Source organism: Aeromonas sp. TECH754, assembly GCF_056279295.1.
On the sequence record NZ_JBWBRA010000001.1, the window covers coordinates 4,065,874 to 4,088,658 of the forward strand.

Here is a 22,785-nt window from a genome sequence, read left to right on the forward strand (position 1 = left end):
CTAAAATGCGTTTAGATGAATGCTGTGATTTTCAAAACAAGAAAAGCTTTTGATTTTAATGTGTTTTCTATCCTGCCTGGATAAAGAAAACCATCATTCAATATTTTGGATCTGCTCGCGCATCTGTTCGATCAGCACCTTCAGCTCGACGGCGGACTGGGTCACCTCGGCGTTGATGGACTTGGAGCCCAGCGTGTTCGATTCGCGGTTGAACTCCTGCATCATGAAGTCGAGACGACGGCCACAGGCGCCACCCTTCTTCATGATCTTGATGGTCTCGCTGATGTGCATCTCGAGGCGATCTAGCTCTTCGGCCACGTCGATCTTCTGGGCCAGCAACACGATTTCCTGCTCGATGCGGGCCGGATCCAGCTCCACCTTGGCCTCGGCCAGGCGGTCGGTGAGCTTCTGGCGCTGCCATTCGATGATCTGCGGCAGGTGCACCCGCACCTTCTTCACTTCCACCTGGATGCCGTCCAGACGCTGCTGGATCAGGGCCTTGAGGTTGGCCCCTTCGCTGGCGCGGGAGGCGATGAAGTCCTCCATGGTCAGATCGAAACCGCCCATCAGCTCGGTGGCGACGGCGTCCATGTCCTGCTCGGCGGCAGCCATGACACCGGGCCAGCGCAGCACGTCGACCGGATTGAGCTGACCCTGACCGGCCTCTTTCATCACCCAGTTGGCGCCCTCGATGATGAGCTTGGCCAGATCTTCATTGATGTGCAGCTGGCTGGCGGCGGCCTGAGCGGCTTCGAAACGCAGGTTGCACTCCACCTTGCCGCGCTGCAGCTTGGCGCGGAAACGCTCACGCAGGACCGGCTCCAGGCTGCGCAGCTGCTCCGGCAGTCGGATGTAGGTTTCCAGATAGCGCTGGTTGACCGAACGAATTTCCCAAACGGCTGTGCCCCAGTCGCCCTTGAGTTCCTTGCGGGCGTAGGCGGTCATGCTGTGAATCATTGATTGTTCCGGGCTTGATGAAGTGTGGCTGGATTATACCCAGCAGGGGGCAGGGCGTCAGCCGATGTATTGGTATTAGCGGCTGATATTTGGGCCACGATGGCTTATACTCCTGCGCCAATTCAGCCAGCCCAGAGAGCCATCCCATGCCACGTCCCAGCGATCGCAGTGCCGCGCAAGTGCGCCCGGTTAACATCACCCGCCACTTCACCAAACATGCGGAAGGATCTGTGCTGGTGGAGTTCGGCAACACCCGCGTACTCTGCACCGCCAGCGTCGACACCAGCGTGCCGCGCTTCCTCAAGGGCAAGGGTCAGGGCTGGGTCACCGCCGAGTACGGCATGCTGCCGCGCTCCACTCACTCCCGCATGAACCGTGAAGCCGCCGCCGGCAAGCAGAGTGGCCGTACCCTGGAGATCTCCCGCCTGATCGCCCGCTCCCTGCGTGCCGCCGTGGACTTGACCGCCCTGGGCGAGCACTCCATCACCGTGGACTGTGACGTGCTGCAGGCCGATGGCGGCACCCGCACCGCCGCCATCACCGGCGCCTGTGTGGCCCTGGTGGACGCGCTGAACTGGATGGTCGAGAAGGGCATGCTCAAGCAGAGCCCGCTCAAGCAGATGATCGCGGCCGTCTCCGTCGGCATGTTCCAGGGCGAAGCCATCTGCGATCTGGAGTACCTCGAAGACTCCGCCGCCGAGACTGACATGAACGTGGTGATGACCGAAGACGGTCGCATCATCGAGGTGCAGGGCACCGCCGAGGCCGAGCCTTTCACCCACGAGGAGCTGCTGGCCATGCTGGCGCTCGCCAAGGGCGGCATAGCCGACATCATCGCGCTGCAGAAGCAGTCGCTCTCCTGATTTTAAAAACGCGGCATTGGCCGCGTTTTTTATACCCCCTGTTTTACCCCACACCAAGACGAGACAAGCAAGGAGCCAGAATGAAAGCCTACCAGCGTCAATTTATCGAGTTCGCCCTGGAGAAACAGGTCCTCAAATTCGGTGAGTTCACCCTGAAGTCCGGCCGCAAGAGTCCCTACTTCTTCAACGCCGGCCTGTTCAACAGCGGTCGCGATCTGGCCCGCCTCGGCCGTTTCTATGCCGCCGCCCTGATGGATGCCGGCATAGCATTCGACGTGCTGTTTGGCCCGGCCTACAAGGGGATCCCGATTGCCTCCGCCACCGCGGTGCAGCTGGTGGAGCAGCACGACGTGGACGTGCCCTGGTGCTTCAACCGCAAGGAAGCCAAGGATCACGGCGAGGGCGGCAACCTGGTAGGCAGCCCGCTCAAGGGGCGCATCATGCTGGTGGACGACGTGATCACCGCCGGTACCGCCATCCGTGAATCCATGGATCTGATCCAGGCCAACGGCGCCTCCCTCGCCGGTGTGCTGATCGCCCTTGATCGCCAGGAGAAGGGCAAGGGCGAGCTCTCCGCCATCCAGGAGGTGGAACGCGACTACGGCGCCCACATCATCGCCATCATCCAGATGGCCGATCTCATTGCCTATCTGGAAGAGCAGCAGGCAGAGCGGCCAGAGCTGGCCGAGCAGCTGGCGGCCATGCAGGCCTACCGCGCCCAGTACGGGATCTGACGACGACCGGGCCTGCGGCCTGAGTTCGTCGCTCCGTTCGAGAGCAAAATACGGCGCCAACAGGCGCCGTATTTTATTTGCACAAAAAGTGAAGACAGCGGCTTGAGCTTACCCTTACAGTAAAGGTTAATGTTTGCGGGTCAACTCCGAGGAGCATTGTCATGACCATGCACATTCAACTTCCCATCAGCGGCATGAGCTGCGCCAACTGCGCCAGCCGGATCACCACCGCACTCAACAAACTCGACGGGGTCGAAGCCACCGTCAACTTCGCGCTGGAGCAGGCGGCCATCGAGCTTCGCCAGGATACCCAGCTGCCGGCGGTGCTGGAGAGCATCAAGTCCCAGGGCTACGACTACGGCGAAGAGACGCTGTTGTTTCAAATTTCCGGCATGACCTGCGCCGGTTGTTCGGCTCGGCTGAGCAAGATGCTGAGCGCGTTGCCGGGGGTCATCTCGGCGGAGGTGAACTTCTCCCTCGAGCAGGCCCGTATCACGCAAGTGCCCGGCGTGCAAACCCCGGCTTCCCTGCGCGAGCAGATCGAGGCGCTGGGCTTTGGTGCCCAGCTGGCGCAGGGCAGTGCCAGCGCCCGCCGTCAGCAGCTGCTGGCACGGGAAGAGCAAGAATCCGCCGCCGCCCACAAGGCGCTAATCCAGGTCAGCCTCTCGGCCCTGCTGACCCTGCCGCTGCTGGTGGGGATGCTGGCCATGGCGGGGCTGCTGCCCTGGCATCTGCCCGCCTGGCTGGAGCTAGTGCTCGCCACCCCGGTGCAGTTCTGGATCGGGGCCCGCTTCTATCGCGGCGCCTGGCTCGCCATCAAGAATCGCTCCGCCAACATGGACGTGCTGGTCGCGACCGGCACCAGCGCCGCCTACTTTTACAGCCTCTACCTGTTGGCGACTCTGGGAATGGCTGCCAGCGGCAAGCTCTACTTCGAGGCGAGCGCCATCATCATCACTCTGATTTCGCTCGGTAAACTGCTGGAGGCCCGGGCCCGGCGCAGCACCCAGTCCGCCATTCGCGAGCTGATGGCACTTAGGCCCGAGACAGCCACCGTCTGGCGCGGGGGGGAGTGGCAGAGCCTCTCCGTCGACGAGGTGCTGCGCGGTGATCGGCTGCGGGTGCTGGTGGGAGAACGGGTGCCGGTGGATGGCAAGATAACCAGCGGCGAGAGCGAACTGGATGAATCCATTCTCACCGGCGAGAGCCTGCCGGTGCTGCGCACCCCAGGTGACAACGTGCTGGGGGGCGCCATCAACCGATCCGGCGTGCTGGAAATTGAAGCCACGACCGTGGGGGAAGATTCCAGCCTCAGCAAAATCATCGCTCTGGTGGAGAACGCCCAGATGGGCAAGGCGCCGCTGCAGCAGCTGGTGGACAGGGTCTCCGCCGTGTTCGTGCCGGTGGTGATGGCCATCGCCCTGTTCACCCTGCTGATCTGGTATGCCTATAGCGGCGACTTCGGTCAGGCGCTGCTGGCGGCGGTGGCCGTGCTGGTGATCGCCTGTCCCTGTGCTCTCGGCCTGGCCACGCCGGCCGCCATCGTTACCGGCACCGGGGTGGCGGCGCGCCACGGCATCCTGATAAAAGACGTGGATACCCTGCAGAAGGCCCACGCCATCAAGGCGCTGATCTTCGACAAGACCGGCACCCTCACCCAGGGTCGACCGGTGCTGGCAAGCTGGAGCGGCAACGAGGAGCAACTGCGTCTGGCCGCCGCCCTGCAACAGGCGAGCGAACACCCGCTGGCGCTGGCGATGCGGGAGGCTGTGAGCGATACCGATGCGGCCCTGCCGCAACCGGACGAGGTGGAGGTGCGCATCGGCGCCGGTATCCTCGGCAAGGTAGCGGGTCACTCTGTCGCCATCGGCAACCCCTCCCTGCTGGCCGCACTCGGGATCCCCATGCCGGCGCAAGCCGAGCCGGGTAACGATGGGGCGACCCGGGTCTGGGTCGCCATCGACGGGGCGGCGGTCGGCATCGCTGCACTGGCGGATACCCTGAGGCCAGAGAGCCCGGCGGCCATCGCGACCCTGCGTCAACGCGGCATCGCCAGCTGGCTGGTGAGCGGTGATGCGCCGGCCCCGGTGGCCCATATCGCCGCCAAGCTGGGGCTGGACGGCGCCTTCGATTCGGTGCTGCCCGCCGGCAAGGTGGAGAAGGTCGAGGCACTGCGTGCCCAGGTCGACGGGCTGGTGGCCATGGTGGGGGATGGGGTGAACGATGCCCCGGCGCTGGCGGCGGCCGATGTGGGGATCGCCATGGGTTCCGGCTCCGACGTGGCGATGGAGACCGCCTCCATCACTCTCATGCGATCTGACCCGCGGCTGGTGGCCGATGCCATCGACATCTCGGCGGCGACCTGGCGCACCATACAGCAGAACCTGTTCTGGGCCTTCGTGTTCAACGTGGTCGGTATTCCGCTGGCGGCGCTGGGCTACCTCAGCCCCGAGCTGGCGGGGGCGGCCATGGCCCTGAGCAGCATCACCGTATTGAGCAATTCCCTGTTACTGAAACGCTGGCGGCCCAAGGCGGGCAACCGTGTCAGCGCTCACCCGCACATTTAAGGAGTCATCGATGAACATCAGCAAGGTTGCCAAGGCCACGGGGCTGTCTGCCAAGACCATCCGCTACTACGAGAGCATCGGTCTCATCTCGGCGCCGGTGCGCAGCGACAACGGCTACCGCAGCTACAGCGACGGGGCGCTGCGGGAGCTGCGCTTCGTCAAGCGGGCGCGGGAGACCGGCTTCAATCTGGAGGAGTGCCAGGAGTTGCTGGCGCTCTACCGGGACGAGCACAGGACCAGCGCTCAGGTGAAGAAGCTGGCGCAGGAGAAGATAGTGGATCTGCGCACCCGCATCGCCGGGCTGCAGGCAATGCTGGCCTCGCTCGAGGAGGTGGTGGGCTGCTGTCACGGGGATGCGAGCCCGGAGTGCCCGATCCTCGACGAGCTGGAGCGCGGCTAAGCCAGGCTCATCGAGATGTTCGGCGAGCTAGCGCTTGGCTGGGGGAGCCGTCGTTCCACCGTGGGGCTGAGTGGCAGCTTAATAGCTGGCGATTGATTGTTGAGCGGGAAGGGGGAGTGGTAAGCTGCTCGGCTCTTGTACAGGGAGTACCCAGTTGACCCAGAGTGTGACACGCCAGGTGAGGCAGGCCATCATGGTCCAGCTCTACACCCACGCCTCCTTCAGCCTGCCTTGTCTGGCGCTGCTGGCGATCAGCTGGAGCCTGCTGTTCCACGATTACCTGCCGGCCAGGGAGGCGCTGGGCTGGCTGGGACTGGTCTGCCTGCTGCTGCTGGGACGCTGGTGGCATCTGCGCTGGCGGGCACCCAGGTTGGCACGGTTGCCACTGGCCACGCTGGAGCGCGAGCTGTTCATCGGGGTGACCATCACCTCCATCGTCTGGGCTCTCGGGGTGCTGCTCTACATGGACAAGCTGCCCGACACCTACCGGGCCGCCATGATGATGCTCACCAGCCTGATCCTCACCGGCAGTGCCATCATGCTGTTTGGCAGTCGTCGTACCCTCTACGGCGCCGTGCTGCCGCTGGGTTTCGCCATGCTGTTCGAGCTCAGCGGCGGCAACGAGCAGGAGCGCATCGTCTCCTGCATGCTGGCGGGCTACCTGTTCGTGTTTCTGCCGACTTTACTGCGACGGTTGCGACGGGATCAGGTGGCCTCTCTCTATCATCGCTTCTCCAATGCGGATCTGGTGGCCGAGCTCAAGGTGGTCTCCGAGCATCTCAAGCTCACCTCCCGCCTGGATGGGCTGACCGGCATCGCCAATCGCGCCCACCTCGATGATTGTCTGGCGCGGGCCTGGCGCCGTTGCCAGCGAGCCAGGGCGCCATTGTCGCTGGTGCTGGTGGATGTGGATTACTTCAAGCAATTCAACGATCACTATGGTCACCAGCTGGGGGATGAATGCCTGCAGGAGGTGGCGGGCCTGCTGGCGGAGGTGTTGCGGCGGGAGGACGATCTGGCTGCCCGCTACGGCGGGGAGGAGTTCGCCCTGCTGCTGCCCTGCACCAGCCAGCAGGGGGCACTCCAGATCGCCGAGCAGGTGCGCACTGCCCTGCGCGCCCTGGGCATACCGCATCAGCAATCCCGGGTCTCCGGGCGGGTCAGTTGCAGCTTCGGGGTGGCGACTCTGGTCCCGGATCCGAGTCTCTCCATCGCCGAACTGATCCAAAAAGCGGATGCGGCCCTCTATCAGGCCAAGCATAATGGGCGGGATCGTATCGAAGCAGCCTTGATGGGTAAGGTTGCCTGAGTTTCAAAAGACAGATGAGAGAGGTCGTCTATGCAATGTCATCGTATCGAAGAGCTGCTGGAACTGCTGCAGCCCGCCTGGATCAAGGAACAGGACCTCAGCCTGGTGCAGTTCATCAGCAAACTGGCGGCGGAGGCCGGTTATGAGGGCGCCCTGTCCGAGCTGACCGATGACATGCTGATCTACCACCTCAAGATGCGGGATGCCGACAAGCAGGCGCTGATCCCGGGGCTGGCCAAGGATCATGTTCCCGACTTCAAGGAAGCCCTGCTCAAGGCCCGCGGCATCAAGTAAAGCTTGCCCCTGCGGGAAGCTGACAGGTTTTCAAAAGAATCTCCAAAAAGGTCCGTAGTCAACTGGCGACGGGCCTTTTTTGTTACCCGAAATTGCGACGAGTCTCGAACTATAGATACATTTAACCCACACAATTAGCAGGTTGTTTAAGATATAATCTGCTTCATAACAATATAAGTGGAGCGATGTGCTGCAATGGCCGACCAGGACAAGATCGATATCAAGGATGTCACCGGCGACGTCACCGGGACCTTCAATCCCAAGACCTTCAAAGCCAGCGATGACAGGTTCAATCCGGGCAACCGCATCTATGTGAGAGCCCAGACCGGCTACTGGCAGCGGATGCGCAAGGCCATGGGCTGGTTCTTCGTGGTGCTCTTCGTCGCCTTGCCATGGCTGCGCTACGACGGTCGTCAGGCCGTGCTGTTCGATCTCGAACATCAGCAGTTCCACATCTTCGGCGCGACCATCTGGCCGCAGGATCTGACCCTGCTGGCCTGGGTCTTCATGATCGCCGCCTTCGCCCTCTTCTTCGTGACCACCTTCCTCGGCCGGGTCTGGTGTGGCTATCTCTGCCCGCAGACGGTGTGGACCTTCATGTTCATCTGGTTCGAGGAGAAGCTGGAAGGCTCGGCCAACAAGCGGCGCAAGCTGGATGCCGCCCCCTGGAGTGCCGACAAGCTGGCGCGCAAGGGAGCCAAACATCTGGCCTGGATCCTGCTTTCCCTCGGCACCGGCCTCACCTTCGTTGCCTACTTCCAGGATGTATTCCAGCTGGTGCCCGAGTTCTTCACCTTGCAGGCGAGCGGCTGGGTCATTTTCTGGGTGCTGTTCTTCGCCGCCTGTACCTACGGCAACGCCGGCTGGATGCGCGCCATCATGTGCATCCACATGTGCCCCTATGCCCGCTTCCAGTCCGCCATGTTCGACAAGGACACCTACATCGTCGGCTATGACACCAAGCGTGGCGAAGCCCGTGGCCCCCGTGCCCGCAAGGCCGATCCCAAGGCGCTGGGGCTGGGGGACTGCATCGACTGCGATCTCTGCGTGCAGGTCTGCCCGACCGGCATCGACATCCGCGACGGCCTGCAATACGAGTGCATCAACTGTGGCGCCTGCGTCGATGCCTGCGATCAGACCATGGATCGGATGGGTTATCCGAAGGGGCTGATCAGCTACACCACAGAGCACAAGCTGGCCCACAACAGCACCCATGTGGCGCGGCCCAAGCTGCTTGGTTATGGCCTGGTGATGGTGATCATGCTGGGGGTCTTCGTCTACAACGCCATGTCCATCATGCCGATGGGGCTCGACATACTGCGGGATCGCAACCAGCTGTTCCGGGAGAACAGCGAGGGGCTCATCGAGAACACCTATACCCTCAAGATCCTCAACAAGACCCTGCAACCCCAGCGCTACCAGCTGGACGTGGAGGGGTTGCCGGAATACCAGTGGTTCGGCCCACGGGAGGTGACTCTCAAACCAGGGGAAATCTTCACCCTGCCGGTCAGTCTGGCGGTTGATCCCTTCAACCTGAAGAAGCCGACCCTGGATATCCGCTTCGTGCTCAAGCGGGAGGGAGCGGATCCGGATGACAGCAAGGGTACCCTGCGTCAGGCCAGCAAGTTTATCAGCCGGTTGTGATGGTGCTGCGGGAGGTATCCCCGGTGACGATGAGATAGAATGGGGCGCAACAGCGCCCCTTTCTCATGGTGGATGACATGCGTTTCAACTATTCCGACCTCAATCCCGACCTCATCATGGATGCTATCGATCTCAGCGGCCTGCGTATCGATTCCGGCCTCATCGAGCTCAACAGCTACGAGAACCGGGTCTACCAGTTTCAGGACGAGGATCGCCGCCGTTACGTGGTGAAGTTCTATCGTCCCGGTCGCTGGAGTCGGGCCCAGATCCTGGAAGAGCACGGCTTCGCCGCCCGCCTCAATGAGGCGGAGATCCCGGTGGCGGCGCCACTCGGCTTCGCCGGCGAGACCCTGCTGGAGCATCAGGGCTACCCCTTCGCCATCTGGCAGAGCGTCGGTGGTCGCCAGTTCGAGGTGGACAACCTGGAGCAACTGGAGTGGGTGGGGCGCTACCTCGGTCGCATCCACCGGATAGGTGCCAGCCGGCCGTTCCACCACAGGGTCAGGCTGGATGTGGAGAGCATGTTGCACGAGCCGCGCCAGCTGCTGGCGGCCGGGGAGTGGGTGCCAAGCGGCCTGGCCAAGCAGTTCTTCGGGGTGCTGGACGAGCTGATCCGCCACGTGTGCGACGCCATGACCCTGGACGTGGCCCAGATCTCCCTGCACGGGGACTGCCACCCCGGCAACATCCTGTGGCGCGATGGCCCCATGTTTGTCGACCTCGATGACTGCCGCACCGGCCCTGCCATCCAGGATTTGTGGATGCTGCTCAGCGGCGATCGCAACGAACAGCTGATCCAGCTCGATACCCTGCTGGCGGGCTACGAGGAGTTCATGGAATTTGACCCGCGCGAGCTGGCGCTCATCGAGCCGCTGCGGGCCATGCGCATCGTCCATTACATGGCCTGGCTGGCCCGGCGCTGGGAAGACCCGGCCTTCCCTCGCCACTTCCCCTGGTTCAATACCGATCACTACTGGCGCCAGCAGATTGCCACCCTGCATGATCAGCTGGAGGCCTTGAAGGCCCCGCCGCTGAGCCTGATGCCGGACTGGTGAGATGTTCACGAGGGTCGCAGGTCGCACTCCCCTGTGAGAGAGTGGCTGTGGGGGCTTTGCAGGTGCTCTCGTCGAGCCTGATGGCGGAGTGGTGGGGCGACCAGCCCGGTTCCTCGCCTGAACCGGACTGGGGCTGACCCGTCCGCCCTGCCTTTGCCATTGACGTTGGGGCAGTGACGCAGCTAACGCCTTGTACTGCCTGCTCTGCCTTTGTCATTGACGTTGGCGGAGGGACACAATAGGCTTGGACTGCTTCGGTTCGCCGGGCGTGCCTCACAGTGATCCCTTAACAGGAAACGTCATGAAAAAAGTACTATTTTTCCTCGCTGCCATGCTGATGATCCCCATGGTTCACGCCGCCCCGGAATTCAAGGAAGGCGTCAACTATGACGTGGTCAAACAGACCGGCAGTGCCCAACCGGAAGTGCTGGAGTTCTTCTCCTACCTCTGCCCGCACTGCGCCAAGTTCGAGCCGATCGCCGAGGATCTGAAGAAGAGCCTGCCGGAAGGCGTGCCGATGAAGAAGAACCCGGTGGCCTTCCTGGGTCGCGAAATGGGTCCTGAGTTCCAGCGTGCCTACGCCGTTGCCAACCTGCTGAACGTCGAAGGCAAGCTGACCCCGGTCATCTTCGACAAGATCCACACCCAGAAGCAGGTTCCGCAGAGCCGCGGCGATCTGAAGCAGATCTTCGTGGACAGCGGCGTGCCGGCCGAAGAGTTCGACGGTGCCGTCGACAGCTTCGCCGTCTCCGGCATGGTCTCCCAGTTCGATCGCAACACCGAGAGCTACAACGTGCGCGGTGTGCCGGCCTTCCTGGTCAATGGCAAATACATGGTGAAGATTGAATCCATCACTTCCCAGGAGCAGTTCAACCAGCTGGTGAAATTCCTGCTGGCCAAGAAAGACTGATCCCCTCTGATGCCAAACAAAAAGCCCGCCGGTTTGCACCGGCGGGCTTTTTGTTTGGCATTGTTTCGCCCTGAGAGGGGTTTATACCCCGACGTGGAACGCCTGCTTGAGGTTGCGGATGAAGTCCGCATCCCGGCACAGGGTCTTGCCCGGGCTGTCGGAGATCTTGGCGACCGGGCCGCCGTTGCACTCCATCAGCTTGAACACGATGTTCATGGGGGTGACGCCGGGCAGATCGCAGGTGAGCTTGGTGCCGATGCCGAAGCTGGTGTTGATGCGGCCACGGAAGTGGCGGAACAGCTGGACCGCCTTGTCCAGGTTGAGGCCGTCGGAGAACACTAGCGTCTTGTCGGTCGGGTCTATGCCGAGCCGCTGATAGTGGCTGATGGCCTTCTCCCCCCACACCACGGGATCGCCGGAGTCGTGGCGCAGCCCCTGATAGCGGCTGGCCAGCTCGAAGTCGAAGTCGCGCAGGAAGGCATCCATGGTGATGCAATCGGTCAGGGCGATACCGAGGTGGTTGGTGAACTCATCCAGCCAGCTGGTGAGGGCTGCGCGCTGGCTGTGTTCCAGCGGGAAGCCGAGTTGCTGGTGGGCCTGGAACCACTCGTGGGCCTGGGTGCCCACCGCCGGCAGCCCGTACTTCTGGGCCAGCAGGTAGTTGCTGGTGCCGCGAAACGCCGGTAGACGCTCCTTGAGACGGCCCACCACGGCATCCTGCACCCCGTGGGAGAAGCGGCGGCGGGTACCAAAGTCGATGAGGTTGAACTCGCCCATCTCCGCCGGGCTCAGGGTCTGTTCCAGCTTGTCGATCTTCTGATCCAGCCGGGTCAGGGCGTGGCTCACCCCGAACTGGGGATATCGGAAGCGGTTGCGCATCTCGCTGATGATGGCGAGCACCGGGATCTCCCACAGGATCACGTCCTGCCAGGGGCCTTCCACGCGGACGTTGATGCGGCCATCGCGCTCAAATACCTGCAGCAGGGAGGCGTCCAGCGGCTTGCGGCGCAGGTGATCGAGGTAATCGGCGGTGAAGAAGGGGCGCTCGGCCAGGAAGTTGAGCTCGGGTTTGGTCAACCGTAACGAGCCGGCGAGCCGTAGCTGCTCCTCGATCTGGCCCATCATGGGCAGCAGATCTTCGTCGTTGCGGCTGTGGAACTCGGCCACCACCTCGGCATCCGGATAGCGGTGGAAGACGGCCTGCTGCATATGCAGTTTGTAGGCATCGGTGTCGAGCAAACTGGTGAGGATCGGTGGCATATCAGACGCCTCGCAGTCGGATGGACGGGATGACGTCCTGTTGCACAGGTAACGTGCTGGCATCGGTGTCGACAAAACGAGTGAGGATGGGAGGCATATCAGACTCCTCGCAGACGGGGACGTATGATGGAATCCCCCTGCTGCATAGGTAATTTGCAGGCATCGGTGTCGACGAGTCGGGTCAGGGTGGGAGACATATCAGGCGTCCAGCAGGCGTTGTACATCGGTCAGGGTCTGGGCCAGCTCGGCCCCGGCCTCGATCATCTGGGTGTGGGCAAGGGCGACGGTGTCGGTGGCGATGCCGCGGCAGGCATCGAGATGCACTATCACCCGCAGCCCCGCGCGGCGCAGTTGCAGCACGCTGGTCTTGACGCAGTAGTCGGTGGCGAGGCCGCCGACCAGCACGGTATCGACGCCGCGCGAGTGCAGAAACTCGATGAGGCCGGTGCTGCGTCGCTCGGCCAGATCGTGGAAGCAGGCACCGTAGGGATGCAGATCCGGCTCGACCCCCTTCCAGACGAAGAAGTCGTAATCGATGGGGGCGGGCAGGCCATCGAGCAGCTCAAAGCCCGGGGTGCCCGGCACGCAGTGCACCGGCCAGCTGAGGTCGGCGTTGGCCAGGGTCAGCGGCTGCAGCGCGGCGGCCGGGTCGGTGACGGCCCAGACGGCATTGCGGGGGTGGGCATCCTTGCTGCCTGCGCGCAGGCTGGCGAGGCAGGCCTGAGCGTTGAGCGCAGCCACAATATCATCCCCGCCCGCGACGGGCAGTTCGCTCGGACAGAGGGGGGTGAACCCCTTCTGCGCATCAATATCCAGGCTGGCGATGGTTCCCATGATTGGCTCCTGCACATATTATTCTTGTGATATTATCTACCAAACATTATTAGAAGGCGAGCAGGTCGACCAAGATGCCGAGAATGAGTCTGGATATGGTGGTGCTGCGGTTGAACGAGGAGCGACTCGAGTTGCTGCTTGAGACCCGCGATCGCCCCCCCTTTGCCCACAGCTGGCAGTTGCCCGCGCTGCGTATCGACGAGACGCGGGACAGGGATCTGGACGCCGCCCGCCATCGCCTGCTGGCGGAGTGGGGGTTGGGCCAGTGCTACAGCGAGCAGGTCTGTACCCTCGGCAATCTGGAGCGGGATCCGCGCGGCTGGTCGACCACGCTGGTGTATCTGTGCCTGGTCGAGCCCGAGGTGGAGGTGGTACGCGGTCACTGGCATCCACTCGATGCCCTGCCGGGGCTCAGCCTCGCCTTCGATCATGCGCAGCTGATTGCCAAGGGGCTGGAGCGGCTGCGCATCAAGAGCCGCTACAGCACGCTGCCGCTGCAACTGCTGGGGCCCGAGTTCACCCTCTCCGAGGTGCAGCGTGCCTTCGAGCTCATCTTGCAGACCCCGATGAACACGGCGGCATTTCGCAAGCGGATCCATCGTGCCGACATCCTGGTGGATACCGGTCGCAAGCGTACCGGCAAGCAGCGTCCCGCCATTCTTTACCGGCTGGAGAGTCCCTGCTGCGTGATGTTCGATCAGGTCATGAATGGAGCCGAAGCATGACGCTGCTCAAGCCCAAAGTGCTGGTCAGCGCCTGCCTGCTCGGCCAGCCGGTACGTTACGACGGCCAGAGCAAGGGCATCATCAGCGACTGGCTGGAGGCGCTGGGGGCCGAGGGGCGGGCGCTGGCGTTTTGCCCCGAGGTGGCCGGCGGCTTGCCGACCCCGCGCCCGCCCGCCGAGCGGCGGGGGGAGCGGGTGCTGACCCAGTCTGGGCTGGATGTGACGGCGGAATTTGATCGCGGCGCCGAACTGGCGCTGCAACTCTGCCAGGCCCAGGATATTCGCTTCGCCCTGCTCAAAGAGGGCAGCCCCTCCTGTGGCAGCGGCCGCATCTACAACGGCCGCTTCGAGGGTACCTCCATGGCGGGCGAGGGCAAGACCACGGCCCTGCTGCGCCGCCACGGCATCAACGTCTTCTCGGAGGATCAGTTGCCGGACTTGGCCGCGGCGCTCGCCTTGGCGGCGGCTACCTCCGCCTGACTCAGGGCATCGGCCTCCTGCCACTGCGCCAGCACCTTGTCCTTCTCCTGCCAGCACTGGTTCAGCCACTGCTGGAAGCCACGCTTGAACTGCTTGTCGTTGAAGTAATCCCCCACCAGTTGCTCGTCCACGGGCAACTCCTCGATGCGCACCCGGATGCGCTTCATCCGTCCCATCAGGAAGTCCTTGAAGGGCGTCTCGCGGTTGTCAGGGTAACTGATGGTGACGTTGATCAGGCTGTCGAACTGCTCCCCCATGGCCGCCAGGGTGAAGGCCAGGCCCGCCGCCTTGGGGGGCATCAGATGACGATAGGGTGAACGCCCCGCATCCCGCTTGGACTCGGTGAAACGGGTGCCTTCCACGAAGTTGATGACGGTGGTGGGGATGTGGCGGAATTTCTCGCAGGCGTGGCGCGTCGTTTCGATATCTTTCCCTCTCAGGTGCGGATTTCGTAGCAGGAACTCTCGCGAATAGCGGCGCATAAAGGGCATGTCCAGCCCCCAGCAAGCCAGCCCCATCAGGGGGATGTAGATCAGCTCGTGCTTCATGAAGAACTTGGGCACCGGCAGCCGGTCCCGGAACAGGTGACCCAGCACCACTATGTCGGTCCAGCTCATGTGGTTGCTGACGATGAGATACCAGCCATCCTTGCGCAGCCGGGTGTCGTCTTCGATCTGCCACTCGATGCGGGTGGTGAGGCGGATGACGAAGGCATTGCAGCCCAGCCAGCAGCGCATGATGCCGTTGTTGATCCGGCTGCAGGCGCGGCTGAGGGCCGGGATCGGCAGCAGCTTGAGCAGGGAGACCAGCAGGATCAGGCTGGAGACCAGGATGATGAACAATATGGTCAGGCTGGCGCTGATGAGCATCACCAGCGGGCCGGGCAGGAAGGTTAGCATGGGTGTCGTTTACTGTGTCTCGTCCGCCAGCAGCCGGCTCAGGGTCTGGTCTTTCTCGTGCCAGATCCCGTTCAGCCACTGTTGAAACTCTTGTTGGAACTCGGGGTCATTGAAGTAATCCCCCACCAGATTGCGTTCGATCGGCAGAAAGCGGACCCGAACCTTGATCTCCCTGACCCGACCGCACATGAAGTCCCAGTAGCTGGGGATACCGCCCGGATAGGCGATGGTCACATCCACCAGCTTGTGCAGTTGATCCCCCATGGCTGCCAGGGTAAAAGCGACGCCGCCTGCTCTCGGGTGCAGCAGATGGCGATAGGGCGCGGCCTGCTTGTCATGCTTGTGAGCGGTGAAGCGGGTGCCCTCCACGAAGTTCATCACACTCACCGGAATGTGGCGGAACTTGGCACAGGCCTTGCGCGTCGTTTCTATGTCTTTTCCCTTCAGATGGGGGCGTTTTTCCAGAAATTTACGGGAGTAACGCCGCATGAAGGGGAAATCCAGCGCCCACCAGGCCAGACCGAGAAAAGGTACCCAAATCAGTTCTTTCTTGAGGAAAAACTTCAGGAAGGGGATTTTTTGATTAAAAATCCGCTGTAATACCAGTATGTCGACCCAGGATTGATGGTTGGCAATCACCATATACCACTCATTCCGGCTCCCTTTGTCCAGTCCGACCACCTCGAAAGTGGTCCTGATGATGACTTTCTGGATCAGGTTGTTGAAACCTATCCAGCAACTGGCGCAGCCATCCAGCAGGGCGTTGCACAGGGTGCGCCAGCCCTTGAGCGGCAGCAGCAGCTTGAGCAGGCCGAGCAGCAGGATGGGGACAAACCAGAACAGGGTGTTGAGAAAATAGAGCAGGGTCGAGAGGCTGCCACGCAGCCGCTCTATCAGCTTGTTTTGCATGAGTCGAGTCCGTCTTCTTGTCTGTGGGGAACCACCAAGTGGTCTGATCTGTGGCCATAATACCAGCCGAGGCGCCGCGAGACCATGCGTGAGCCCATGAAACACATGGGACTCACTTCTCCTTTAACCCACAGAATTCAACCGCTGCGCAGCCGTGACAGCAGCCGGTCCATGGCGCGATAGCCGAGCGCCTCGATCAGGTGTTCCTTACGGATGGTGGACTGGCCTGCGAGATCGGCGATGGTGCGCGACACCCGCAGGATGCGGTGCCAGGCCCGGATGCTGAGCCCGAGCTTCTGAATGGCACCCTCCAAAAATTCGGCATCTTGCGGTGATAGTCGGCAAATGGTTTCGATCTCACGGCTATCCAGCAGATTGTTGAGCTTGCCGTTGCGGGCGAGCATTCGCTCCCGCGCCGCCAGCACCCGCTCGCGGATCTGCTGGCTCGACTCCCCCCGCTCCGCCTTGCCGGTGAGGCTGCCCTTGGGCAGCAGCGGCACCTCCACCGTCAGATCGAAGCGATCGAGGAAGGGGCCGGACAGCTTGCCGAGGTAGCGCAGGATCTGATCCGGGCTGGAGCGGGTCTGGCCGTCACCGTAGTGGCCGCAGGGGCTGGGGTTCATGGCGCCGATGAGCTGGAAACGGGCAGGGAAATCCACCTGACGGGCGGCCCGGCTGATGGTGATGTGGCCTGTCTCCAACGGCTCGCGCAGGGAGTCGAGCACCTTGCGCTCGAACTCCGGCAGCTCGTCGAGAAACAGCACCCCGTTGTGGGCCAGCGAGATCTCGCCCGGTCGTGGATGACTGCCGCCGCCGACCAGTGCCACCGCAGAGGCACTGTGATGGGGCGTGCGATAGGGCCTGTGGTGCCAGTGGCCGGCGCGCGGGGTCAGGCCGCCGATGGAGTGGATGGCGGCGGTCTGCTGCGCCTCCTGTTCGCTGAGCGGTGGCAGTATGCCGGGCAGGCGGCTCGCCAGCATGCTCTTGCCGGTGCCGGGCGGACCGATGAACAGCAGGTTGTGGCTGCCAGCGGCGGCGATCTCCAGCGCTCGCTTGGCCTGGGACTGGCCGATCACGTCCTGCAAGTCCGGCACATCGGGCAGGGCATCCGTGGTCTGGGGATCCGGCAGCGGCAGTTCATACTGACCCGCCAGCCAGGCGGTGACCGCCAACAGCTGGTGGGCGGTGCGCACCTCGGCGTCCCCGATGAGGGAGGCCTCGGGACCGTTCTCTCGCGGCACCAGCAGGGTGCGACCCGCATCCCGGCAGGCGAGCACGGCGGGCAGCACCCCGAGCACGGGGCGGATCTCGCCGGTCAGCGCCAGCTCCCCCAAAAATTCATGATCGAGCAGGTATTTTGCCGGTATCTGCTTGGAAGCGGCGAGGATGCCGATGGCGATGGCCAGATCGAAGCGGCCGCCCTCCTTGGGCAGATCGGCGGGAGCCAGATTGACGGTGATGTGCTTGCTCGGGAATTCGAAGTTGCCGTTGAGCAGGGCGCTGCGTACCCGATCCCGCGACTCCTTCACCGACGTTTCCGGCAGCCCCACCATGTTGAAGGCGGGCAGGCCGTTGGAGAGATGCACTTCCACCGTGACTTGCGGTGCCGCTATCCCCAGACTGGCACGGCTATAAACCACAGCTAATGACATAAATCCCGTCCTTGGTTTGATGTATATGCTGGTTAACCGTTTTTTATTAGTTTTTTGTGCCAGTTTTAGGCACTGGACTCGCTTTAAACCAGGATCTTGTCAGGTAAAAAACGCTTGCCCAATAAAAATCACCGTGCTAGTTCTAATAGCCATTCGCGGTAAGAACCGCCCCCATTTCACAGGATTTCCGGTTGTAACTATGAACATGGCCTCCCGTTTCGTCAGCATTATCGTGGTCCTAGTGGTGATTATTATCTCACCGCTCGGGGCTCGTTTAGCTGCACGGAACAAGGGATAGACCCACCACCGGACAGAACGAAAACAAGCGACCCCCGAGCCTCCAGGCTCGGGGGTTTTTTTTCGACCCAAGGACAGGATTTCCACATGAACGGCGCGCAGTTTTTGGTACAGGCTCTCAAGAAACAGGGTGTGACCCAGGTGTTTGGTTACCCGGGTGGGGCCATCATGCCGGTCTACGACGCCCTGTATGACGGTGGCCTGGCCCATCAGCTCTGCCGTCACGAGCAGGGCGCCGCCATGGCGGCGGTGGGCTACGCCCGCGCCTCCGGTCAGGTTGGCGTCTGCATCGCCACCTCGGGCCCCGGTGCCACCAATCTGGTGACCGGGCTGGCCGAGGCGCTGCTCGACTCGGTGCCGCTGGTGGCCATCAGCGGCCAGGTTGCTTGCGCCGCCGTGGGGACCGACGCCTTCCAGGAGGTGGACGTGCTCGGCATGTCGCTCTCCTGCACCAAGCACTCCTTCATGGTCACAGACGCGGCGGATCTGGGCCGGGTGCTGGCAGAAGCCTTCGCCATCGCCACCTCGGGGCGGCCCGGCCCGGTGCTTATCGATTTTCCCAAGGACGTGCAGCTGGCCGCGGTCCCCAAGCAGAGCCCGCTGTTTGCGGTGGAGGAGCCAGAGCACCTCAACCCGGCCGAGATCAATGCGGCCCGCGCCCTGCTCGGTGCTGCCGAGCGTCCGGTGCTCTACGTCGGTGGTGGGGTAGGCATGGCCAATGCGGAAGCTGAGCTGCGCGAATTTGCCGCCACCACCGGCATGCCGGCGGTCACCACTCTCAAGGGAATTGGGGCGCTGGACCCCGACAGCTCCGTCTACCTCGGCATGCTCGGCATGCACGGCACCAAGGCGGCCAACTTCGCGGTGCAGCAGTGCGATCTGTTGCTGGTGGTCGGCGCCCGTTTCGATGATCGGGTGACCGGCAAGCTGGATGAATTTGCCCCCGGCGCCAAGGTGATCCATCTGGACGTGGACGCCGCCGAGTTTGGCAAGCGCCGCGCCGCCGAGGTGGGTATCACCACCGACCTGAAACGGGTGCTGCCGGCGCTGATCATGGAACTCGATATCGCCCCCTGGCGCGCGCACTGCGCCGCCATGGCGCTGGAATACGCGTTCCGTTACGACCATCCCGGCCAGCCCATCTATGCCCCGGCCTTGCTCAAACAGCTCTCCGAGCGCCTGCCAGAGAGCAGCGTGGTGGCCTGCGATGTCGGCCAGCATCAGATGTGGGTGGCCCAGCACATGCGTTTCACCAGCCCGCGCAATCACCTCTCCAGCGCCGGGCTTGGCACCATGGGCTTCGGCCTGCCCGCCGCCATCGGCGCCAAGATGTCGCGCCCCGAGGATGAAGTGGTGCTGGTGAGCGGTGACGGCTCCTTCATGATGAACGTGCAGGAGCTCGGCACCATACGCCGGGCCCAGCTCAAGGTGAAGATGGTGCTGATCGACAACCAGCGGCTCGGCATGGTGCGCCAGTGGCAGGAGTTGTTCTTCGATGGCCGCTACAGCGAGACCATCCTCTCGGACAACCCGGACTTCATCGCCCTGGCGGCCGCCTTCGGTATTCCGGGCGAGACCATCAGCCGCAAAGATCAGATAGCAGGGGCGTTCGGTCGCCTGCTCGCCAGCGAGAGTGCCTACCTGCTGCATGTCGCGATTTCAGAGGAAGAAAACGTCTGGCCCCTGGTTCCGCCAGGAGTCGCCAACCACAAGATGATGGAGCAACGCCCATGAACCAGCCCAATGCACATACCCAGGCCAGCGTAGTCGCCATGCCCTTGAGCCACACCAGCACCTTGCAGATCCACGCCCAGGCGAGACCCGAGGTGATGGAGCGGGTGCTGCGGGTGGTGCGCCACCGTGGCTTCGCGCTCAATGCCCTGCACATGGAGCAAGATTGCCAACAGCTGCGGATCACGGTTACTGTCGAGTCGGTACGTCCCATCCAGCAGTTGTGGAGCCAGCTGGTCAAGCTGGTGGATGTCTCCCGGGTCGATGCACTGGAACAGCAACCCCGGATCAGCGCTTAAGGAGCAAAGCCAATGTCACAGCCTTCCCATCCTCACTCTCAGCCGCAATATATCTGGTTCAACGGCAAGATGGTGCCCTGGCAAGATGCCCAGGTCCACGTCATGAGCCACGCCCTGCACTACGGCTCCTCGGTGTTCGAGGGGGTGCGTGCCTACGACACCCCCAGGGGCACCTGCATCTTCCGCTTGCAGGAGCACAGTCGTCGCCTGTTCGACTCCGCCAAGATCTACTGGATGGACGTGCCCTACAGCGAGGCCGAGCTGAATGAAGCCTGTCGCGCCGTGGTGCGCGAGAATGGCCTCAAGAGCGGCTATCTGCGCCCCTTGGCCTTCATCGGCAACGTGGGGCTGGGGCTGCATCCGCCGCTCGATGCCAAGGCCGATCTCATGGTTGCGGCCCTGCCTTGGGGCGCCTATCTCGGCGAGGAGGGGCTGAAAAACGGGGTGGATGTCTGTGTCACCTCCTGGCACCGGCTCGCGCCCAATACCATCCCCACCGGTGCCAAGGCGGGGGGCAACTACCTGTCGTCCCAGCTGATCAGCCGCGAGGCCAAGCGCAACGGCTATGCCGAAGGGCTGGCGCTGGACGTGAACGGCTACCTGAGCGAAGGGGCGGGGGAGAACCTGTTCCTGGTGAAGAACGGCGTGCTGTTCACCCCACCCGCCACCGCCGCCATCCTGCCCGGCATCACCCGCGACACCATCATGACGCTGGCACGAGACTTAGGCTACGAGGTGCGCGAGCAGGCATTGCCGCGCGAGGCGCTCTATGTGGCCGACGAAATCTTCATGACCGGCACGGCGGCAGAGGTCACCCCGGTACGTTCGGTGGATCGGATGCGGGTCGGCGCCGGCAGTCGTGGCCCCGTGACCGAACAGTTGCAAAATGCCTTCTTCGGCCTGTTCAACGGCCAGACCGATGACAAGTGGGGCTGGCTGACCCCGGTCAACGACTGATCGATGATGGCGCGGGCGGCCTGGTCGCCCGCGCCATCCCATGCGGATGACAACCGCAGAGTCGGCTGTGGCAAGGGCCGCATCCTTGGCCACAACCGATTTGAAGTGACCGTTTTGTATCGCTAATTTGCCCAACAGGGCTCATGTATTCAGGGAGTAGAGACCATGCCGAAGTTGAGATCCGCCACCACCACCCACGGACGTAACATGGCCGGAGCCCGTGCGCTCTGGCGCGCCACCGGCATGACCGATCAGGATTTCGGCAAGCCCATCATCGCCGTGGTCAACTCCTTCACCCAGTTCGTACCGGGCCACGTTCACCTCAAGGATCTCGGCCAGCTGGTGGCGCGGGAAATTGAAGCCGCGGGTGGCGTTGCCAAAGAATTCAACACCATAGCGGTGGATGACGGTATCGCCATGGGCCACGGCGGCATGCTCTATTCGCTGCCGTCCCGCGAACTCATCGCCGATTCGGTGGAGTACATGGTCAACGCCCACTGCGCCGACGCCATGGTCTGCATCTCCAACTGCGACAAGATCACCCCGGGGATGCTGATGGCCGCCCTGCGCATCAATATCCCGGTGATCTTCGTCTCCGGCGGCCCGATGGAAGCGGGCAAGACCAAGCTGTCGGATCAGATCATCAAGCTGGATCTGGTGGACGCCATGATCCAGGGTGCCGACCCCAAGGTCTCCGACGCCCAGAGCGATCAGATCGAGCGCAGTGCCTGCCCCACCTGCGGCTCCTGCTCCGGCATGTTTACCGCCAACTCCATGAACTGCCTGACCGAGGCGCTCGGCCTCTCCCAGCCGGGCAACGGCTCCATGCTGGCCACTCACGTCGACCGCGAGCAGCTGTTCAAGCTGGCGGGTCAGCGCATCGTCACCCTCGCCAACCGCTACTACCTGCAAGACGACGAGAGCGCCCTGCCGCGCAACATCGCCACCAAGGCGGCGTTTGAGAACGCCATGGCCCTCGACATCGCCATGGGCGGCTCCACCAATACGGTGCTGCACCTGCTGGCGGCGGCGCAGGAGGCGGGGGTGGACTTCACCCTGGCCGACATCGACCGCATGTCCCGCCTGGTGCCGCAGCTGTGCAAGGTGGCGCCGTCCACCCAGAAGTACCACATGGAAGACGTGCACCGCGCCGGGGGCGTGGTCGCTATCCTGGGTCAACTGGAGAAGGCCGGCCTGGTGCATGGCGATACCCGCAACGTGCTCGGCACCTCGCTGAGCGAGTTGCTGGAGCAGTACGACGTCAGCCGCTGTGATGATCAGGCGGTACACGACTTCTACCGCGCGGGCCCGGCGGGCATCCGTACTACCAAGGCGTTCAGTCAGGATTGCCGCTGGCCCGATCTGGATCTGGACCGCGCCGAGGGCTGCATCCGCTCGCTGGACAACGCCTACAGCCTGGAAGGCGGTCTGGCCGTGCTGTCCGGCAACATCGCCCTCAATGGCGCCATCGTCAAGACCGCCGGGGTGGATGAAGACAACCTCTGCTTCCGTGGCCCGGCGCGGGTGTTCGAGAGCCAGGATACGGCGGTCGCCGGTATCCTGGACGGCACCGTCAAGGCCGGTGAAGTGGTGGTGATCCGCTACGAAGGGCCCAAGGGCGGCCCCGGTATGCAGGAGATGCTCTACCCCACCACCTATCTCAAGTCGATGGGGCTGGGCAAGGCCTGCGCGCTGATCACCGATGGTCGCTTCTCCGGTGGCACCTCGGGTCTGTCTATCGGTCACGTCTCCCCCGAGGCGGCCTCCGGCGGCACCATAGGGCTGGTGGAGGATGGCGACATCATCAACATCAACATCCCGGCCCGCAGCATGGTGCTGGAAGTCGCCGACAGCGTGCTGGCCGCCCGTCGCGTGGCCGTCGATGCCCGTGGCTGGAAGCCGCTCAACCGTCAGCGTCAGGTCTCCTATGCCCTACGCGCCTACGCCATGCTGGCCACCAGCGCCGACAAAGGCGCGGTGCGCGATCTCAGCAAGCTGGAGGAGTAAAAA

Annotated in this window: 21 protein-coding genes; 15 read left to right on the plus strand and 6 right to left on the minus strand. The window is 63.1% G+C overall.

Annotated features, from left to right (window positions below; all coding sequences use genetic code 11):
• Window positions 1-93 precede the first annotated feature (93 nt).
• Entirely contained in the window at window positions 94-957 is an 864-nt protein-coding gene (locus ACZ9IL_RS18620; protein WP_476004799.1) for a YicC/YloC family endoribonuclease, read from the minus strand.
• Between the two features lie 146 nt (window positions 958-1,103).
• On the opposite strand from ACZ9IL_RS18620, the gene rph reads away from it, so the two are divergent.
• The 9 genes from rph to ACZ9IL_RS18665 all read left to right on the plus strand — a co-directional run bounded on the left by rph (window position 1,104) and on the right by ACZ9IL_RS18665 (window position 10,733).
• The gene (rph, locus tag ACZ9IL_RS18625) at window positions 1,104-1,820 is read left to right on the plus strand and encodes a ribonuclease PH (RefSeq protein ID WP_476004800.1); all 717 of its coding nucleotides are present in this window, start codon (window positions 1,104-1,106) and stop codon (window positions 1,818-1,820) included.
• An 80-nt stretch (window positions 1,821-1,900) separates the two neighbouring features.
• Window positions 1,901-2,554 carry an orotate phosphoribosyltransferase gene (gene pyrE / locus ACZ9IL_RS18630; RefSeq protein WP_476004801.1) on the plus strand — a complete coding sequence of 218 codons (654 nt, stop codon included), beginning with the start codon at window positions 1,901-1,903 and terminating at the stop codon, window positions 2,552-2,554.
• A gap of 161 nt (window positions 2,555-2,715) precedes the next feature.
• On the plus strand, window positions 2,716-5,121 hold the full coding sequence (locus tag ACZ9IL_RS18635; protein WP_476004802.1) for a heavy metal translocating P-type ATPase: 2,406 nt from the start codon (window positions 2,716-2,718) through the stop codon (window positions 5,119-5,121).
• Between the two features lie 10 nt (window positions 5,122-5,131).
• Window positions 5,132-5,521 (plus strand): Cu(I)-responsive transcriptional regulator, encoded by a 390-nt coding sequence (gene cueR, locus ACZ9IL_RS18640; RefSeq protein ID WP_476004803.1) that lies wholly within the window; start codon window positions 5,132-5,134, stop codon window positions 5,519-5,521.
• A 154-nt stretch (window positions 5,522-5,675) separates the two neighbouring features.
• A complete protein-coding gene (locus ACZ9IL_RS18645) occupies window positions 5,676-6,830 on the plus strand; it encodes a GGDEF domain-containing protein (protein ID WP_476004804.1) in 1,155 nt (384 codons plus the stop codon).
• Window positions 6,831-6,860: 30 nt separating this feature from the next.
• Window positions 6,861-7,124 carry a YihD family protein gene (locus ACZ9IL_RS18650; RefSeq protein ID WP_476004805.1) on the plus strand — a complete coding sequence of 88 codons (264 nt, stop codon included), beginning with the start codon at window positions 6,861-6,863 and terminating at the stop codon, window positions 7,122-7,124.
• Between the two features lie 195 nt (window positions 7,125-7,319).
• Window positions 7,320-8,768 (plus strand): cytochrome c oxidase accessory protein CcoG, encoded by a 1,449-nt coding sequence (ccoG, locus tag ACZ9IL_RS18655; protein ID WP_476004806.1) that lies wholly within the window; start codon window positions 7,320-7,322, stop codon window positions 8,766-8,768.
• Window positions 8,769-8,833: 65 nt separating this feature from the next.
• Window positions 8,834-9,823: a serine/threonine protein kinase gene (locus ACZ9IL_RS18660; protein WP_476004807.1), complete on the plus strand. Its 990-nt coding sequence runs from the start codon at window positions 8,834-8,836 to the stop codon at window positions 9,821-9,823.
• Between the two features lie 301 nt (window positions 9,824-10,124).
• On the plus strand, window positions 10,125-10,733 hold the full coding sequence (locus tag ACZ9IL_RS18665; protein WP_310597562.1) for a thiol:disulfide interchange protein DsbA/DsbL: 609 nt from the start codon (window positions 10,125-10,127) through the stop codon (window positions 10,731-10,733).
• Between the two features lie 81 nt (window positions 10,734-10,814).
• Here the strand turns inward: ACZ9IL_RS18665 and pncB are convergent, their stop codons facing one another.
• Window positions 10,815-11,993: a nicotinate phosphoribosyltransferase gene (pncB, locus tag ACZ9IL_RS18670; protein WP_476004809.1), complete on the minus strand. Its 1,179-nt coding sequence runs from the start codon at window positions 11,991-11,993 to the stop codon at window positions 10,815-10,817.
• A 198-nt stretch (window positions 11,994-12,191) separates the two neighbouring features.
• Window positions 12,192-12,827, minus strand: coding sequence for a nicotinamidase (locus ACZ9IL_RS18675; RefSeq protein ID WP_476004810.1), 636 nt, complete (start codon window positions 12,825-12,827; stop codon window positions 12,192-12,194).
• A gap of 74 nt (window positions 12,828-12,901) precedes the next feature.
• Here ACZ9IL_RS18675 and ACZ9IL_RS18680 point away from each other — a divergent pair, with 74 nt between their 5' ends.
• Together ACZ9IL_RS18680 and ACZ9IL_RS18685 are read left to right on the plus strand one after the other, a co-directional pair.
• Window positions 12,902-13,552, plus strand: coding sequence for an NUDIX hydrolase (locus ACZ9IL_RS18680; RefSeq protein ID WP_476004811.1), 651 nt, complete (start codon window positions 12,902-12,904; stop codon window positions 13,550-13,552).
• On the plus strand, window positions 13,549-14,031 hold the full coding sequence (locus ACZ9IL_RS18685; RefSeq protein ID WP_476004812.1) for a 2-thiouracil desulfurase family protein: 483 nt from the start codon (window positions 13,549-13,551) through the stop codon (window positions 14,029-14,031). The genes ACZ9IL_RS18680 and ACZ9IL_RS18685 overlap by 4 nt, the downstream gene beginning before the upstream one ends.
• Here the strand turns inward: ACZ9IL_RS18685 and ACZ9IL_RS18690 are convergent.
• From ACZ9IL_RS18690 to ACZ9IL_RS18700, 3 genes are all read right to left on the minus strand, one after another.
• Entirely contained in the window at window positions 13,977-14,930 is a 954-nt protein-coding gene (locus tag ACZ9IL_RS18690; protein ID WP_476004813.1) for an acyltransferase, read from the minus strand. The genes ACZ9IL_RS18685 and ACZ9IL_RS18690 overlap by 55 nt on opposite strands.
• Window positions 14,931-14,939: 9 nt before the next feature.
• Window positions 14,940-15,839, minus strand: coding sequence for an acyltransferase (locus tag ACZ9IL_RS18695; protein ID WP_476004814.1), 900 nt, complete (start codon window positions 15,837-15,839; stop codon window positions 14,940-14,942).
• 137 nt (window positions 15,840-15,976) lie between these two features.
• Entirely contained in the window at window positions 15,977-17,491 is a 1,515-nt protein-coding gene (locus ACZ9IL_RS18700) for a YifB family Mg chelatase-like AAA ATPase (protein ID WP_476004815.1), read from the minus strand.
• A 384-nt stretch (window positions 17,492-17,875) separates the two neighbouring features.
• Between ACZ9IL_RS18700 and ilvG the strand changes: the two genes are divergently transcribed.
• The 4 genes from ilvG to ilvD all read left to right on the plus strand — a co-directional run bounded on the left by ilvG (window position 17,876) and on the right by ilvD (window position 22,782).
• Window positions 17,876-19,522 carry an acetolactate synthase 2 catalytic subunit gene (gene ilvG / locus ACZ9IL_RS18705; protein ID WP_476004816.1) on the plus strand — a complete coding sequence of 549 codons (1,647 nt, stop codon included), beginning with the start codon at window positions 17,876-17,878 and terminating at the stop codon, window positions 19,520-19,522.
• A gap of 38 nt (window positions 19,523-19,560) precedes the next feature.
• Entirely contained in the window at window positions 19,561-19,818 is a 258-nt protein-coding gene (gene ilvM, locus ACZ9IL_RS18710) for an acetolactate synthase 2 small subunit (RefSeq protein WP_476005379.1), read from the plus strand.
• 12 nt (window positions 19,819-19,830) lie between these two features.
• Window positions 19,831-20,775: a branched-chain amino acid transaminase gene (locus tag ACZ9IL_RS18715; protein WP_476004817.1), complete on the plus strand. Its 945-nt coding sequence runs from the start codon at window positions 19,831-19,833 to the stop codon at window positions 20,773-20,775.
• Between the two features lie 165 nt (window positions 20,776-20,940).
• On the plus strand, window positions 20,941-22,782 hold the full coding sequence (ilvD, locus tag ACZ9IL_RS18720; protein WP_476004818.1) for a dihydroxy-acid dehydratase: 1,842 nt from the start codon (window positions 20,941-20,943) through the stop codon (window positions 22,780-22,782).
• The last annotated feature ends 3 nt before the right edge of the window (window positions 22,783-22,785 follow it).

Excerpts from the sequence above, each read along its gene's own strand:
- ACZ9IL_RS18635 (WP_476004802.1), top strand. The coding sequence starts at position 2,716 with ATGACCATGCACATTCAACTTCCCATCAGCGGCATGAGCTGCGCCAAC.
- pyrE (WP_476004801.1), top strand. The coding sequence starts at position 1,901 with ATGAAAGCCTACCAGCGTCAATTTATCGAGTTCGCCCTGGAGAAACAG.
- ACZ9IL_RS18715 (WP_476004817.1), top strand. The coding sequence starts at position 19,831 with ATGTCACAGCCTTCCCATCCTCACTCTCAGCCGCAATATATCTGGTTC.
- ACZ9IL_RS18680 (WP_476004811.1), top strand. The coding sequence starts at position 12,902 with ATGCCGAGAATGAGTCTGGATATGGTGGTGCTGCGGTTGAACGAGGAG.
- ACZ9IL_RS18685 (WP_476004812.1), top strand. The coding sequence starts at position 13,549 with ATGACGCTGCTCAAGCCCAAAGTGCTGGTCAGCGCCTGCCTGCTCGGC.
- cueR (WP_476004803.1), top strand. The coding sequence starts at position 5,132 with ATGAACATCAGCAAGGTTGCCAAGGCCACGGGGCTGTCTGCCAAGACC.
- ACZ9IL_RS18690 (WP_476004813.1), bottom strand. The coding sequence starts at position 14,930 with ATGCTAACCTTCCTGCCCGGCCCGCTGGTGATGCTCATCAGCGCCAGC.
- pncB (WP_476004809.1), bottom strand. The coding sequence starts at position 11,993 with ATGCCACCGATCCTCACCAGTTTGCTCGACACCGATGCCTACAAACTG.
- ilvG (WP_476004816.1), top strand. The coding sequence starts at position 17,876 with ATGAACGGCGCGCAGTTTTTGGTACAGGCTCTCAAGAAACAGGGTGTG.
- ACZ9IL_RS18695 (WP_476004814.1), bottom strand. The coding sequence starts at position 15,839 with ATGCAAAACAAGCTGATAGAGCGGCTGCGTGGCAGCCTCTCGACCCTG.
- ACZ9IL_RS18620 (WP_476004799.1), bottom strand. The coding sequence starts at position 957 with ATGATTCACAGCATGACCGCCTACGCCCGCAAGGAACTCAAGGGCGAC.
- ACZ9IL_RS18650 (WP_476004805.1), top strand. The coding sequence starts at position 6,861 with ATGCAATGTCATCGTATCGAAGAGCTGCTGGAACTGCTGCAGCCCGCC.
- ilvD (WP_476004818.1), top strand. The coding sequence starts at position 20,941 with ATGCCGAAGTTGAGATCCGCCACCACCACCCACGGACGTAACATGGCC.
- ccoG (WP_476004806.1), top strand. The coding sequence starts at position 7,320 with ATGGCCGACCAGGACAAGATCGATATCAAGGATGTCACCGGCGACGTC.
- ilvM (WP_476005379.1), top strand. The coding sequence starts at position 19,561 with ATGCCCTTGAGCCACACCAGCACCTTGCAGATCCACGCCCAGGCGAGA.
- ACZ9IL_RS18675 (WP_476004810.1), bottom strand. The coding sequence starts at position 12,827 with ATGGGAACCATCGCCAGCCTGGATATTGATGCGCAGAAGGGGTTCACC.
- ACZ9IL_RS18665 (WP_310597562.1), top strand. The coding sequence starts at position 10,125 with ATGAAAAAAGTACTATTTTTCCTCGCTGCCATGCTGATGATCCCCATG.
- ACZ9IL_RS18700 (WP_476004815.1), bottom strand. The coding sequence starts at position 17,491 with ATGTCATTAGCTGTGGTTTATAGCCGTGCCAGTCTGGGGATAGCGGCA.
- ACZ9IL_RS18660 (WP_476004807.1), top strand. The coding sequence starts at position 8,834 with ATGGTGGATGACATGCGTTTCAACTATTCCGACCTCAATCCCGACCTC.
- rph (WP_476004800.1), top strand. The coding sequence starts at position 1,104 with ATGCCACGTCCCAGCGATCGCAGTGCCGCGCAAGTGCGCCCGGTTAAC.